At 63.4% G+C, this 14,830-nt stretch carries 11 protein-coding genes; 6 read left to right on the forward strand and 5 right to left on the reverse strand.

Annotation, left to right across the window (positions count from 1 at the left end; genetic code table 11):
* The first annotated feature begins 136 nt into the window (after positions 1-136).
* Together ACZ48X_RS00280 and ACZ48X_RS00285 are read left to right on the forward strand one after the other, a co-directional pair.
* Positions 137-625, forward strand: a complete 489-nt coding sequence (locus ACZ48X_RS00280; RefSeq protein ID WP_336351572.1) for an HTH domain-containing protein — start codon at positions 137-139, stop codon at positions 623-625.
* A gap of 237 nt (positions 626-862) precedes the next feature.
* Positions 863-1,153, forward strand: a complete 291-nt coding sequence (locus tag ACZ48X_RS00285) for a HalOD1 output domain-containing protein (RefSeq protein WP_336351571.1) — start codon at positions 863-865, stop codon at positions 1,151-1,153.
* Between the two features lie 55 nt (positions 1,154-1,208).
* On the opposite strand, the gene ACZ48X_RS00290 is transcribed toward ACZ48X_RS00285, so the two are convergent.
* Positions 1,209-2,225: a DHH family phosphoesterase gene (locus tag ACZ48X_RS00290; RefSeq protein ID WP_336351570.1), complete on the reverse strand. Its 1,017-nt coding sequence runs from the start codon at positions 2,223-2,225 to the stop codon at positions 1,209-1,211.
* A 117-nt stretch (positions 2,226-2,342) separates the two neighbouring features.
* On the opposite strand from ACZ48X_RS00290, the gene ACZ48X_RS00295 reads away from it, so the two are divergent.
* The gene (locus ACZ48X_RS00295) at positions 2,343-3,476 is read left to right on the forward strand and encodes a site-2 protease family protein (protein WP_336351569.1); all 1,134 of its coding nucleotides are present in this window, start codon (positions 2,343-2,345) and stop codon (positions 3,474-3,476) included.
* Positions 3,477-3,779: 303 nt separating this feature from the next.
* Here the strand turns inward: ACZ48X_RS00295 and ACZ48X_RS00300 are convergent, their stop codons facing one another.
* The 3 genes from ACZ48X_RS00300 to ACZ48X_RS00310 form a co-directional block, all read right to left on the reverse strand.
* Entirely contained in the window at positions 3,780-4,928 is a 1,149-nt protein-coding gene (locus ACZ48X_RS00300; RefSeq protein ID WP_336351568.1) for a hypothetical protein, read from the reverse strand.
* Positions 4,928-5,752 (reverse strand): hypothetical protein, encoded by an 825-nt coding sequence (locus ACZ48X_RS00305; protein WP_336351567.1) that lies wholly within the window; start codon positions 5,750-5,752, stop codon positions 4,928-4,930. Before ACZ48X_RS00305 ends, ACZ48X_RS00300 begins: the two co-directional genes overlap by 1 nt.
* 688 nt (positions 5,753-6,440) lie before the next feature.
* Positions 6,441-7,601, reverse strand: a complete 1,161-nt coding sequence (locus ACZ48X_RS00310; RefSeq protein ID WP_336351566.1) for an AI-2E family transporter — start codon at positions 7,599-7,601, stop codon at positions 6,441-6,443.
* A gap of 127 nt (positions 7,602-7,728) precedes the next feature.
* On the opposite strand from ACZ48X_RS00310, the gene ACZ48X_RS00315 reads away from it, so the two are divergent.
* Positions 7,729-10,059 carry a DEAD/DEAH box helicase gene (locus tag ACZ48X_RS00315; RefSeq protein WP_336351665.1) on the forward strand — a complete coding sequence of 777 codons (2,331 nt, stop codon included), beginning with the start codon at positions 7,729-7,731 and terminating at the stop codon, positions 10,057-10,059.
* Between the two features lie 65 nt (positions 10,060-10,124).
* Positions 10,125-10,322 (forward strand): hypothetical protein, encoded by a 198-nt coding sequence (locus ACZ48X_RS00320; RefSeq protein WP_336351565.1) that lies wholly within the window; start codon positions 10,125-10,127, stop codon positions 10,320-10,322.
* Between the two features lie 56 nt (positions 10,323-10,378).
* Here ACZ48X_RS00320 and ACZ48X_RS00325 read toward each other — a convergent pair whose 3' ends face one another.
* Positions 10,379-13,753 carry a PKD domain-containing protein gene (locus tag ACZ48X_RS00325; RefSeq protein WP_336351564.1) on the reverse strand — a complete coding sequence of 1,125 codons (3,375 nt, stop codon included), beginning with the start codon at positions 13,751-13,753 and terminating at the stop codon, positions 10,379-10,381.
* 251 nt (positions 13,754-14,004) lie between these two features.
* On the opposite strand from ACZ48X_RS00325, the gene ACZ48X_RS00330 reads away from it, so the two are divergent.
* Positions 14,005-14,778 carry a helix-turn-helix transcriptional regulator gene (locus tag ACZ48X_RS00330; protein WP_336351563.1) on the forward strand — a complete coding sequence of 258 codons (774 nt, stop codon included), beginning with the start codon at positions 14,005-14,007 and terminating at the stop codon, positions 14,776-14,778.
* The last annotated feature ends 52 nt before the right edge of the window (positions 14,779-14,830 follow it).

Below are 14,830 nucleotides of genomic sequence, written 5' to 3' on the forward strand. Positions count from 1 at the left end.
TGAAAGATTACTCGCGGATACTACGCGTATAACCTTGCCCGTCGCCCGCTTGACTCTCCACAGACGCCGCACGCGGCGCGCGACGACGGGACCGATTCCCGGTGGGGTTCGCGACCCGCGGTGGACTACACGAACCATGGTCATAGAGCACACAGACATTTCGAACGCGGACGACGTCCACGTCGACGTCTTCCACTGCGCGTCGATGCACGGCACACACGAGCAACAACGACACGTCATCGGTCGGCTCGAATCGATCGCCGAGACGGGGAACGTCGACCGCGTGCACCGGCAGGCGTGGGCGCACGAACTCATGCCCGAAGCAGACGACGACTGGTGCGAGGAAGCCCGCGCGACGTACTCGCGGTTCTGGACGTGGGCGCGCGAGCACGACCGCACGCTCGAACCAGCGTTCGGGACGCGAACGGTCTCGTCGATGGTCTCCGACGACAGCTACGAAATCATCACGTTCCCCGTACTGTGCGTCGCGGTGTACGCGGACGGCACCCTCGTCGAGGTGGCGCCTTCGACGGACGTGGAGACAGACACGACGTACACCGTCACGGATTGCATCGACGACCTGGAACGCACCGTGAGCGCGCAACGCGCCCGCGCAAGTACCTGAACGAGGCAGTTCGTGAAGACGACTGCGCCAGTTCGTGACCCCGTCAGGTCGCGACGACGGGGAGTGGATCGATACAGGCCACTCCAACGGCGGTCACGACGCGAGATGACGAGCGACCACAGCCGTCCCCGGCAGAACCGGATATCGAACGACCACTCGCGTTCCCGCAGGACTACGGATATAGATATATCAGTGCAGACCGTATAGGACGGTAACACGACTCTCAGGTATCCTCTAATGACCCAGTACGACGTGACACCAACGTTCGACCCCGACGACGGCCGGTACCACATGGAGTGTGACTGGCATTCGGTCCCAGGTCCCGGCATCGTCGTCGTGGAGGCGGTCGCGAACGTCATGTGCTGTGATGCACTGGACCTCGAACCCTTGCAGAACGCAGTCGACGTCGACGGACTCGAATCCATCCTCACCAGCGCTCACGTCGCCCCGGTCACCATCGAGTTCGAGTACGCGAACGCCAGCGTTCGCCTCGGCCGGGACGGCCACGTCGTCATCGACCCGAAGTAGCCCCAGTGCATCCGGCGCTCCGTCGGTCGTCGACCCGGGGAGCCATCCTTTCGGTTCACCGTTCGTCTTCCTCGTCGACGTTCAACGCCTCGTACAGCCGTGCGGTGACGACGCGCTCGACGATGTCGACGAGCGGCGGGCCGTCGTCGCCGTAGTCAGCGAAGATACCGAGCGGTATCTCGCCACCGGCCATCTCGCTGTGTCCGCCCGCGCTCCCGACGTCCGCGAACGCGGCCGCGAGCACCTCGCCGACGTTCACGCGAGCGTCCGTGGTACGCGCGCTGAGGTGGATGTCGTCGTCGACGATCCCGAACACGATGGCGGTGTCGACGCCTTCGAGCGTCACGAGGTAGTCCGCGGCCTGCGGGAGCGCGTCGCGCTCGCTCGTCCGCCCGACGTGCGAGACGAGCAGCGACCCGCGGACGCTCCGGTTCGCTATCGCGTCGGCGATAGCGTCGACGGTCGCACTACTGATCGAGGGCACGGAGAGGCGATGCAGGAGGTCCTCGTCGATGCGGTCGTGGAGGTAGCCGGCGGCGTCGTACTCCGCGACGGTGACGCCACGCAGGAACCCGAGGGTCTCCCGGCGGATCGCGAACAGGAGCGCGGTGGCGAGGGTCTCGTCCACCTCGACGTCGAGCTCGCGCACGTACCCTGTGAGGATGGTGGCGGTCGCGCCGACGTCCTCGCGGTGGTCGACGAACCGCGCCTGGACGTCGTCGGCCGGATGATGGTCGAGGACGACGTCGACGGAGACGTCTTCGGGGACCTCGTTGTTCGCGCCCGGCTTCGAGTGGTCGACGAACGCGAGCAGGTCACCGGGCTCGCGGTCGCGGACCGCCGCCTCGTCGAACCGCGACAGGTCGATGTCGAGCAAGTTCACGAACGCGCGGTTCTGCTGGTGGCTTATCTCGCCGCTGTAGTAGATGTCGTACTCGTCGATGCCGGCCGCGACGGCGATGCGGCCGAGCGCGAGTGCGCTCGCGAGACAGTCCGGGTCCGGGTTGTTGTGGCAGACGACCGTGAGGGTGTCGCCGTCCGCGAGCAGGTCGAACAGGGCGCGCGCGTCCATACCGGCCAGTCGACGTGGTGACACAAGGACCTAGGGGCGATTCGTGCGCCCGCTCGCCGCTCCGGAGGCGCACCGTCGGGGCGGCTTTTTATACCCGTGGCGGCCATCCGGGCAGCTATGTACAACTACCGGGTGGCCACCGTCTGGGGGATCCCGATCAAGGTGAACATCTCCCTCGTGGTGTTCCTCCCCGTGCTCGCGTGGATCATCGGCGGAACTGGACAGATAGAGCTCTACGCGGGTCTCGTCGAGGTCGTCTCAGGCGTACCGCTGGACGTCGAGACGCTGCAAGCCGGCAACAACGGGTTCGTGCTCGGGGCGCTCGCCGCCATCGGGTTGTTCGCGAGCGTCACGGTCCACGAACTCGGGCACGCCGCGGCCGCGCGCCGGTACGGCATCGAGACGAGCGCCATCACGCTCTGGATCCTCGGCGGGCTCGCGAGCCTCGAACGCCTCCCGAAGGAACCGGGACGAGAACTCGTCATCGCGCTCGCCGGCCCCGCGGCGAGCGTCGTCACGGGCATCGCGTGCTACGCAGCGCTGTTCGTCGTGCCAGCGTCCGCGCCGAGCGTCGTGTTCGTCCTCGGATTCCTCGCAATCACGAACGTCACGCTCACCGTGTTCAACCTCCTGCCGGCGTTCCCGATGGACGGCGGGCGCGTCCTCCGCGCGTTCCTCGCACGGTCTCGTCCGTACGTGGACGCGACGCGAATCGCGGCGCGCGTCGGCGTCATGTTCGCGATCCTCTTCGCACTCGTCGGGCTCTTCGGTGGCGCACCGATGCTCCTCCTGCTCGCGCTGTTCGTGTACAGCGCCGCGAACGGCGAGAGCCGCGTCGTCGCGCTCGAAGGGATGCTCGACGGGTTCCTCGTCAAGGACGTCGTCGACCGCGACCGCCCGACCGTCGACGCCGACGTCACGCTCGACGCGTTCGCGCAGCGCGTCCTCGACGACCGCGTCGACCACCACGTCGTCCGCGACCGGGGCGGCCGCGTCATCGGCCTCGTCGGCCTCGACGCCCTCCGCGAGCACGGTCGCGACACGGGGACGCTCGTCGGCGACGTCGCCACCACCGACCTCCCCACCGTCGACCTCACCACGCCCGCGTTCGACGCCCTCCGCGAGATGGACAAGGTCGAATATGCGTTCGTCACCGACGGCACCGACGTCGTCGGCATCGTCGAACGCGAGGACTTCGCCTCCCTGCTGGAACTCACCGGCCTCAGCCAGCGCGACCGGTTCGCGCAGTGAACGCCGGTCGATACGGTTCCACGAACACGAACACCGGAACCACGCTCGAGATAGCGAGAAACACGTAACCCATTTTACGTCAATCGGTTGAAGAGCGTCAGCAGTTACTGAACACGCGATCTCGTAGCTCCCTAGGCTTCATTCGTGAACACGAGAAGCAGTTAACAACTCTCTATCGTGTTTATATGAGGTCAAACCGGGGAGGGCGGATACGAAATTGGGGGTTCTAACATTGGAGCTGAGCTAAGAAATTTCGAGCTGTTTACCCAAATATCTCAACTTGACGCTAATGATTGGGTTCAGTTAACTGGAATCTGACTCAGAGTCTTCCTCAACGAAGTCAGATAGAGTAGTCCCACCGGTCGCATATTCGCGTTCCAATTGAGTTAGCTTCTGAGATTCATATTCCTCTAGACGAGACTGCAGATCATCTTGCAATTCTGTTTCAGCCATCTTTTCGCGGATTTCATTGATTAACTTTTTTTGATTCTTATGTGCTTTGAAGATCGCCCGGTGGCCGTCCGAAAGGCGATCGCCGCTATTCTCTTCCCTCGAAATTAAATTGTAATCAATCGCCCGGTCCAAGAAGCTCAGGTACAGTGTCTTACGTTCTTCCGGCAGGTAATTGGAAAGCTCCATTTTAAACAGACTCTTCCAGTCAGAATAATTGAAGACATCATTGCCTTGGCGATGGTGCCGGTTAACCAAGGTTAGAATCATATCCTGAATTTTCAGAATGCTGCTGGATGAATAAGTGAAGTCCACATACTCCTGATATTCCACACCGCTTTGAAGCGTATTGGAAATGTATCTTGAAAGTTGATCATCCGAGTGACCATTAAATGGGGCAGTCTTCTCATGCTTGAACATTTGATGATAGATCATACAGTCCGATCCATGAGTTGCTAAACTCCACCCGATGAGGTTAATTCCGAGTTCCTCTACCTTCTGCTGAATTTTATATTCTGGAAGCTGTCTTGACGACATCACGAAGTCCATCTCTGAGGCTTCCCAACCAACCATTCGCTCAAGATAAGATGCTACGTCAAGATCATCAGGGAGATTCTGCTCAATGACTTCTTTTTTCTCTTGATAATTTTTAAGTTTCTTTTCAAGATGGGTAGTAAGTCGCCGCTCACACTCTACAAAAACAAGAACCTCTGAATCTTCAGAGGCGATTAGAATGTCTAAATTGTTCTCTTTTTGATGGAACAGAGGCTCCGTTCTGATAAAGGAATAATCAATATCCTCCCGGTCTTGGAATGCCGAAATAACCACGTTAAAATCATCTGTTTCTTCTCGATCTTCGGATATTATGTTGGAAATCTTATCCAGATACTCTTCTTTTAACTCTCGTTTTAGTTCAGATCTTTTCGTTTCGAGTGAACTATCCAACTCTTCAACAGCTTCCTCAGGTAGACGGTTTCTCCGCTTCTTAAGATTTTCAGTCATTAGTTGGCGAGTTCTTGGACTGAGGCGCTTGGATCAACGTTCTCAACGAGAAAACGATAGAACCGTAGGATGGAGTCAAACCTCGAATTATGTTTCGGAAGGATTGTCAGCTTCTTCCCATCCGTAGTGAGGGACAACATCCCACCGTTTTGTTCATCAATTAGTCTTCCAGTCAATAGTAGACTCCCCCTCTCGGTGTTGATTTCGTATGGGTAGAACTGCCCATCTTCAAGTTCGCTTATGAAGTCTTCTCGATCCTCATACTCCAACGCATTAGACAACTGAATTTCAAGTGATTGCTTATCAATCCTCTCGAGTTCGTCCTCCTTGACTAGATCCAGCTTCGTCGACTGAATCTGCTCGTTCATACGTTTTACCCGCTTCAAGGCAAATTCCTTGACAATGTCGTTGAAGAAGTAGCTAGCGTCACCACCTTTCATAACGAACTCGCCTTCTTCTCCGAATCCAAAATCGGCGAGCGAGGGAATTTCAAACTGTAATTTCTTTGGCGTCACCCCGTATTCCATCCGTGCTTCGTCAAGCGTCTGAGCGGCGTCTTCACCTTTGTACTCTTGACGTCGTTCAAACTCCGGTCTCCGTTCCTTCTGGAAACGCCGTTCACTGCTCAGCTTTTCAGCAATAAATTTTGTAAGCCGACTCCCGTCAACACTGAGAATATCTTCCATGATAGTGTCAATTTTCTCAGGAGGAATCCAAAGATGGTAGACTCCTTCAGTAGACACAATAGCGGGTTTTGCTGTCCGCCTAAAGTCCTCGGAAGAGTTTAGAGTGAATAAAATCGGCGTCTCGGTTTCCTCCTCCATGTACAAATAAAAATAGACCTCAAACTCTTTCCTGTAGCGTGTGTAGGATTGATGGAGCCTGTAGAATTCCCCTTGCTCCGAGACCTCGAAGGAACGTCCGAACAAATCCGCTAGGTCTTCTAAAGAAAGATCTGAGGTAAGACAAATCGCTCGGAAATTGTTCCGATTATCTGAATAGACTCTCTCGGACGCAATATCCAACAGCTCTGGTAGAGTCCTCGCGGCCATTTTCACCGATCGAGTCATTGTATGTACCTCTGGTCCTCTGGCGGAGGAGTCTTATGACTCACGCTTTGTTCGCGACTGTCATAACTATTCGGTGACTCAAAACATGACCGTGATGCAGCGAAATAGGCCACCGTCTGGGTTACACCTTTCACTTTCACTCCGGGTAAGAAAATAGCTCTTTAAGTACCCCCTCGAAGCCCTGTTCGCAGATGGGAATTGAGGTCAACATTGACGACGAGTTGGACCGGTGGCGGTAGTGTTGCCCGAACGGGCATCGATCATGGGAGCCGACGAATAACCACTTCTGGTGTCATTCGTGTGCGCATCGGGTGGGGGTGGATGGTGAGTTCCACCAGCTGCACGATTTCGCTACTGACGAAAAGTGCGGCGCAGGCAGGCAGGTTACCGGGCGAGAACCGTTCGAGCACACTGCCCGGAATTTGTGTGTCCTCTCCAGGCCTCACGACCCAGATGCCGTCTCGTCCGTGTCGACTTCTTCGTCGGTGCCGCCGTCACTGACGGGGTCGGCGTCGTCGCCGAGCTGTGGTTCGTTCGTGTCGGTGTCGTCGGTGGTTCCTGGGTTGGTGTCATCGTCCGGCGCTGGGTCACCCGCTTCGAGCTGGAGGGGCGAGCGTTCCTCGACGCCGTCGGCGACGAGTTCGAAGGTCTCGACGAGGAGACTGAGCGCGAGCGGCCCGGCGATGATGCCGATGGGGCCGACCGTGAACACGCCGCCGACGAACCCGACGAAGTACAGGCTCGCCGGCATTCCCGCGCTGTACTTCGCGAGGCGCGGCCGGAGGACGGCGTCCGGGAGGAACGCGACGAGCGTCAATCCGAGGACGAGAACGAGCACCGCCTGCGGGACGTTCCCGCCAGCGGCCTCCACGCCCGCGAGCGCGACGATAACGACGGACGGCCCGAGCACGGGGACGAACTGGAAGATGCCGGCGATGACCGCGAGCGAGAAGAACGCGCCGTACCCCGCGATGGCGAACACGGGGAGCGCGATGAGGAAGGTCAGGACGCCCGTCGCCGCCTGCACGAAGTACAGGCCGTAGAGCGTCTCGCGGACGCGGTCGTGGTACGCGAGGAGTTCCTCCTGGACCTCGCCGTCGACGGTCCGGAAGACCAGCGACCGCACGCCACCGGGCTTGTAGAGGAGCGCGTACACGAGGAACACGAACAGGAACACCTTCATCGCGAGCACGGGCGCGGCACTGGCGACGCCGACGGCGACCGAGGAGAGCGTTTCGCGGACGACCGGGACGAGCGACTGGAGTTCGACCGTGTACGTGAATCCGCCGAACGCGAGTTCCATGACCTCGGGCGCGTTCCGGAAGAAGTCCAGGATGGGTTTGCGTCGCTGGTAGATGACGAGCAGGACCGGAACGAACAGCCCGAGGACGCCGAAGAACGCGACGACCGTGAGGACGGCGGCAGCGAGTCGCGGCCGGAGGCCGCGGTCGACGAGTTGGCCGCGCCAGGGCTGGAGGACGTACACGAACGTCAGCGCGAAGAACACCGTCCACACGATCTGCCAGAGGACGTACAGGGAGACGATGGAGACGACGAGGAAGACGAGACCGAGCCGATGTCGTCTGTCATCGAGCCAAGACATGTCCGCTCCTACCACGGCAGGCATCTTAGAACGATGGGGTCCCGCTCGGTTCCGCGCCGTCGCTGCACGCGTCGGCACCGAGTGGTTTTCACCGACGGACGCCAAGGCTGGGGTAGTGACAGCGCCGATGGATTCGGTCGTGGAGTGGCTCCGGTCGCGACCGTACTACGACGGGCAGGTGGTGTACGAGCGGACGACGCCCGGTCGAGAGGCGACGTTCGCGGACGTCGACGTCGACCCGCGCGTCGCGAGCGCCCTCCTCGGTGCGGGCATCGAGGACGTCTACGGGCATCAGGCGCGCGCCGTGGAGGCGGTCCGCCGCGGTGACGACGTCGTGCTCGCGACGCCGACGGCGAGCGGGAAGAGCCTCGCGTACACGATCCCGGCGTTCGAGCGCGCGCTGGACGACCGCGCGACGACGCTGTACGTCGCGCCGCAGGTCGCGCTCATCAACGACCAGACCGAGACGATGAGCGACCTCGCGGCCGGCCTGCCCTTCGGGAGCGGCGTGAACGTCGCGCAGTACACCGGGCAGCTCTCGCAGACCGAGAAGCGCGCGGTCCGGGACCGCCAACCGACGGTGCTCGCGACGACGCCGGACATGCTCCACTACGGCATCCTCCCGCACGCCCATCGGCTCTGGCAGTGGTTCTTCGAGCGCCTGGAGACCGTCGTGATAGACGAGGTGCACGCGTACCGCGGCGTGTTCGGGAGTCACGTCGCGCTCGTGATGCGTCGCCTCCAGCGGCTCTGCGACCGGTTCGACGCCGACCCCGAGTTCGTCTGCTGTTCCGCGACCATCGGGAACCCCGTCGAGCACGCCGCGACCGTTGTCGGGCGCGACGAATCCGGGTTCGCTCTCGTCGACGAGGACGAGAGCGCGACCGGGCCGCGACGCTGGCTGCTCTGGAACCCGCCCGAGTACGACGCGGACGACGGCTGGGGCGACGACGGCGGCCGCAGGCGGTCGCCGCACGTGGAAGCCAAGAACCTGTTCTGCGACCTCGTGCAGCGCGACCTCCAGACGGTCGTCTTCACGGGTTCGAGGCAGATCGCCGAACGGTACGCCCAGGAGTGCGCGACCGAACTCCGGAAGCGCGGCGAGACCGACAAGGGAGAGCACGTCGCCGCGTACCAGGCCGCCCTGCGCGACGGGAAGCGCGAGGACATCGAATCGCGCCTGCACGACGGCGACCTCGTCGGCGTGTGGTCGACGAGCGCGCTCGAACTCGGCGTCGACGTCGGCGGCCTGGACGCCGTGATACTCGACGGCTACCCCGGAACGCGCATGTCGACGTTCCAGCGCGCGGGCCGCGCCGGACGCGGCGAGGACCCGGCGCTCGTCTGTCTCGTCGCCGGCGAGGACCAGCTCGACCAGTACGTGATGGGTGACCCCGCGAGTCTGTTCGACGCACCGCCAGAGCGCGCGGTCTCGAACCCGGAGAACGACCAGTTGCTGCCCGCGCACGTCGCGAGCGCCGCACAGGAGAACTGGCTCTCCGAGCGCGACCGCGGATACTTCGGCGAGCCGCTCGACGGTATCGTCAGCGGCCTCGTTCGCGACGGGACGCTCGAACGCCGCGACACCGACCGCGGGACGCGCTGGACCTACTCGGGAGGGGGGAGCCCCCAGCACGAGACGAGCCTCAGGACCGTCGACGACCGCGAGGTCGACCTCGTCGACGAGCGAAGCAACGACGTGTTCGCGACGCTCTCGTTCGCGGACGCCTTGCGGGACGCCCACGAGGGCGCAGTCTACTACCACCAGGGCGAGAAGTACGAGGTCCGCGACCTCGACCTCGACCGGGACGTCGCGGTCTGCAGCCCGACGTGGGCGGACTACTACACGCGAACGCTCCACGAGAAGACCATCGAGGTCCACGAGGACCTCGACGAGACCGCGCCGTTCGCGCGCGAGGACGTCCCCTGTCGGTTCGCCCGCGTTCGGATGCGGAAGCAGATCACGGGCTACGAGCGCAAGGACGCCCAGTCCGGCGAGACACTCGGCGAAGTTCCGCTCGACCTCCCCGAGACGACCCTCGAGACGCGCGCGCTCTACTACACGGTCCCGAGCGACGTCCAGACGACGATCACCCAGGAGTTCGACTTCCCGGGCGCCATCCACGCCGCCGAGCACGCCCAGATATCGATGTTCCCGACCACCGTGCTCTGCGACCGTCGCGACATCGGCGGGTTGTCGACGCCCCTCCACCCGCACACGGGCGCGCCGACGGTGTTCGTCTACGACGGCCACCCCGGCGGCGTCGGCCTGTCGAAGACCGCGTACGACGACGTCCACGCGCTCTCGGCGCGCACGCTCGACATGCTCGACGCGTGCTCGTGCGAGGACGGCTGCCCGGCGTGCGTGCAGAGCCCGCACTGCGGGAACGCGAACGACCCACTGGACAAAGCCGGCGCGATGCACCTGCTCGACGCACTCACCGACGCCGTCCAGTGAGGTTTCCACCGGGAGCGAAGCGAAACCAAGTTGATTTATCAACCATCAGCCAGAAGTCGCCCGGTATGAGCGATTCCCTGGCCCCCGAGCTGTTCCGGTACGGAGTGGGTGTCGGTGGCGCGATCATCGTCGCCGTCGTCGGCACGCTCTTCTTCGAGCCCCCCATCCGGTACCTCCTGTACGGGATAGCCGTCCTCGACGCAGTGGTCACGCCGTACGTCATCGGCAAAGCGATGGAGCAGAACGACACCGCGACCGCCTGACCCATCGCGCCACGGTCGTTCCCGCGTCGACTCGAGCACGGTCGTTCCCGCGTCGCTCAGTTCGTCCGCCGGTGTCGCGCGAGGAGCGCCGCCCCCATCAGCGCGACGAACGCCACGACGACACCGAACCCGGGCGAGCCACCCGACCCGGCCGCGGACTCGCTCGCGGTGTCGACCTGCTCTCGCGTGGACGCCGCACCGTCCTCACCCGACGCCGTCGTCGCGCCGTCACCGCCGCTCGCGGTCGTCGACCCGTCGTCGTCCGACGCGTCGGTGGGCGCGGCCGTCGTCGAGCCGTCCTCGGTCTCGGGCACGCTCGTCTCCGTCGGCGTCGACGGTTCCGCCGTCGTCGTCGTCGACTCCGTCGTCGTCGACTCCGTCGTCGTCGGCTCGGTCGTCGTCGGTTCCGTCGTCGTCTGGGAACCATCCGACCCGTCCGACCCGTCCGACCCACCCGAGTCGCCGTCGCCGCTGACGTCGACGGAGAGCGTCGCGGTATCGGTGTTCCCGGCGGCGTCCGACGCCGTGAACGTGACCGTGAACGTCCCCGTGCTGTCGAACGTACGCGTGGGGGTCGCGCCCGTCGCGTCCGTCTGCCCGTCGCCGTCGAAGTCCCACTCGTAGGACGTCACACCGACGACGTCCATCGACCCGGTCGCGTCGAACGTCACCGAGTCACCGACCGTGATGGAGCGGTCCGACCCGACGCTCGCCGTCGGCGCCGTCGTGTCCGCCACCGTCACCGTCACCGACGCGGTCGCCTCGTTCCCGGCGGCGTCAGCGACCGTGACCGTCGCCGTCTTCGACCCCGTCGACGTCCACGTCTTCGACGGCGTCGCACCGGTCGCGTCCGTCTGCCCGTCACCGTCGAAGTCCCACTCGTAGGACGTCACACCGACGACGTCCGTCGACCCGCTCGCGTCGAAGTTCACGGCATCCCCCGCTTCGACCGTCCGGTCCGACCCGACGTTCGCCGTCGGCGCCGTCGTGTCCTCCACCGTCACCGTCAACGTGTCCGTCGCCGTGTTCCCGGCGGTGTCCGTCACCGTCAGCTCGACCGTGTGCGTGCCCGTCGACAGGAACGTCGTCGACGGCGTCGCACCGGTCGCGTCCGTCTGCCCGTCACCGTCGAAGTCCCACTCGTACGTATCGATCTCCTTGTTGTCGGTCGAACTCGTCCCATCGAAGTCGACGCTGCTGCCCGCTTCGGCGGTCACGTCGCTCCCGGCCTCCGCCGCCGGCGCCGTCGAATCGACCGTGAACGCGGCCGTTCCGCTCGAGTAGTGGACGTCCACGGACGCCTGCACGCCGCCGCCCGGAACGTTCGTGAGCGTCGTCGACCGCGACTGCCCGTTGTACTGTCCCTCGATGGCGCTCCCGGTGACACCCCAGTAATCGAGGAGCGACTGCGGGAGGTACACCTCCGCGAACCCGTAGTTCAGCTGGCCGCTCTCGTTGAAGTGCGGGGCGCTCACGTCGAACTCGATCTTCGGGTTCGCGCCGGAGTCGTTGTACTTCGGCGGCGCGAACGACTGCGCGTCCGTCATGAAGACGATACCGCTCAAGCTGTCGCGTCGTTCCGCGGGGAACGTCGAGAGCGTGTCCGACGCGAACGTCATCGAGACGTTCCGGTGCGTCGTCGCCCGCAGGTTACCAGTCCACTCCTCCGGGTACGGGAAGTAGTAGTCCGTCTCCGAGGGCGTCCCCGTGATGGTTATCGTCCAGTTCCCGTCCTCGTTCTGCGTGCGCGTCCAGTTGACGCTCCGGCCGTTCCCGATGAGCGCCCGCGGCTTCTTGCTCTTCACCTCGACAGTCATCTGGAGTTCCGTGTCCTTCGTCAGTCCAGCGTCCTCCAGCTCGTAGCCGTGACTGTCGTTCTTCACCTGGATCTGGAGGAGGCCGCTCGCGTAGAACGCGTTCAGGCCGATCTTCCCCTCGTCGCCGGGTCCGGAGACGATGCTGACCGAGGAACTGTTCACCATCGGGTCGATGAACAGGAACGAGTCGTTCAGGTACGTGCCACCGGCGTCGTTCCCGGCGGCGTCCTTCGCGACGTCGACCGTCGCGTTGTAGTACCCGTCGCCGTCCGAGAAGCTCTGGTCGGCGCTCAGGGTGTACTCGTAGCCCGAGAACGTCGAACGCTCGTTGAACTGCGACCGGTCGAACGTGTAGACGGCCGTCGTCTGCGGGCCGTCGACCGTCACCGAGAGGTCGCCAGCGTTCGAGCCGAGGGATTCGTTCGAGAGGAACGTCACGCTGAGGTTCCCGTCGAAGTTCTTCGAGACGTCGACGCTCGTGACGTTCGGCGCAGCCGTGTCCGAGCCACCACCGCCGCCACCGCCGCCACCGCCGTTCCCGCTCGCGGTCACCGTGGCAGTGAGGCCACTTCCGCCGCCGTTCGTCCCACCGTTGTTCCCGGCGGCATCTACGGCGTCGCGTACCTCAGTGGTGTACGTCCCAGAGCCGTCCGTGAACTGCTGGCCCACAGAGATCTCGTACGTGTACGGTCCAGTGCCGGACGTGGTGAACTGCGTGCGGTCGAACGCGTACGTGGTGCCGTTCGGACCCGTCACCTCGACGAGGACGTCGGCCGCGTTCGAACCGAGCGTCTCGTTCGAGTCGAACGTGACGTACATGTACCCGCTCGCGTTCTGGAACGTGACGTTCGAGATGCTCGGCGCCGCCGTGTCAGAACTGGCTGCCGTGAGGCCGAACTGGTCGAACGCGAGGGTCATACCCTTGTTCGTGTCGTTGAGCAGGACCGTCATCGACTCGTCGGCGTTGAACGTGCCGCCGGGGATGGTGACCTCGGCGACGCCTTCGGTCGCGTCGAGCGACGCGTTCGCGGCGACGGTCGTGCCCGTGCTGTCTTTGAGGACGACCGCGACGTCGCCAGCAGCAGTCACTTTTCCGGTCGCGTTGTAGGTGACGGAGAGCGTCGTGTCCGTCGTCGGGTCGTGGCTCGTGTCCGCCTGGTTCACCCACGGCGCGTACTTCGTGTCGGTGACGGTTATCGACGCGCTGTCGAAGGTGTTCTTGACCATCTGCCCGGATGACGTGTTGAAGAGGAACGCGTCGGCAGTGAAGTCGGCGTTCTCGCCAGCGGGGATGGTCAGCTCAACCACGCCGCTGCTTCCCGAGAGCGACGCGTTGGAGTCTATCTGGGAGTCTGACCCGTCCAGGAGGATGACTTCCAGGTTCGAGGGGTCGTGACCGCCGACGTCGTACGCGACTTCGACTGTGGAGTCGGTCCCGTTGTAGATCGTTGCGTCGTTGACGAGGACGCCTGGTGACGTGCCGACGTTCCCCGCTTGTGCGGTCCCACCCGAGAGCGTCTCCGCGCCGACGGACCCGCTCGTCACGGACAGCACCATGACGAGGACGCCGAAGAGCGCGGAGAGTTTCCGCTTGCTATCTGCTTCCCCAACCATAGTGAACTGTTGCCACACACTACTTAATTCCTTACGGCCAAACGATAGGTAGACGGCCGAAGGTTGTATATGCTAAAACCCGTCCGCTTGTTTTCGCCGCTTAGAGGACCGAATGCCACTATTTTTAATTCGGGCGATTCGTCCATTCTCTCAGACAACTCTGTTCGATTTATTTATACGAACCCGGCTTGGGACGGTCAGCGACCTGTCGACGAAAGCGCCATGATGCTGGGCGCGAAACCACCGAGACCGTGACCGCCCTCGACGACGCGACGTTCCTCGCCGGAGCACCGGAGCGCTGGCGCGTGCTCGCGGCGCTCAGAGACGCCCCCGCTGCACCCGCCGCGCTCGCCGACACCGTCGACGCCTCCCGTCGAACAGTCCAGCGGCACCTCGCCGCGTTCGACGACCGCGGCTGGGTGGAGAAGCACGACGGCGCGTACCACCTCACCACCACGGGCACGGTCGTCGCTCGAACGCACGCCAACTACCTCTCCGAACTCGACAATATCGAACGACTCGAGTCGGTGTACGCGGCCCTTCCGACTGACGCGGCCGACCTGGACCCCGCGTGGCTCGACGACGCGACCGTCCGAACCGCCACGCGAGAGGACCCCCAGGCGCCAGTCGGGTTCTACGTCGACCGCGTCCGCGCGCTCGACACCGACCGCGTTCGAATGCTCTCGCCCGTCCTCAGTCGACTCTATCACGACGCGCACGCCCGACTCGCGACCGAAGGCGTGCACACCGAACTGGTCCTCCCGACCGGGACCGTCGAGCGAGCGCGCAACGAGAACCCCATCGAGTTCCGTGCCGTCCTCGGCCTCGGCGTCCTCGACCTCTACAGGACGCCCATCGACGTGGACGTCGGCGTGACGCTCGCCGACGACCGCGTCCTCCTCTGCGCGTACGGCGACGACGGCCAGCTCGCCGCCTGCGTCGACTCGACCGACGACCGCGTGCGCGCCTGGGCGACCGACCGCTACGAACGCCACCGCGACCGCGGCGAACGCGTGCGACCCTGACCGACGGAGGCACACCCACGACAGTCGCTGTCGCGAGCGACGGACGATATCG

The organism is Halorubellus litoreus, assembly GCF_055378595.1.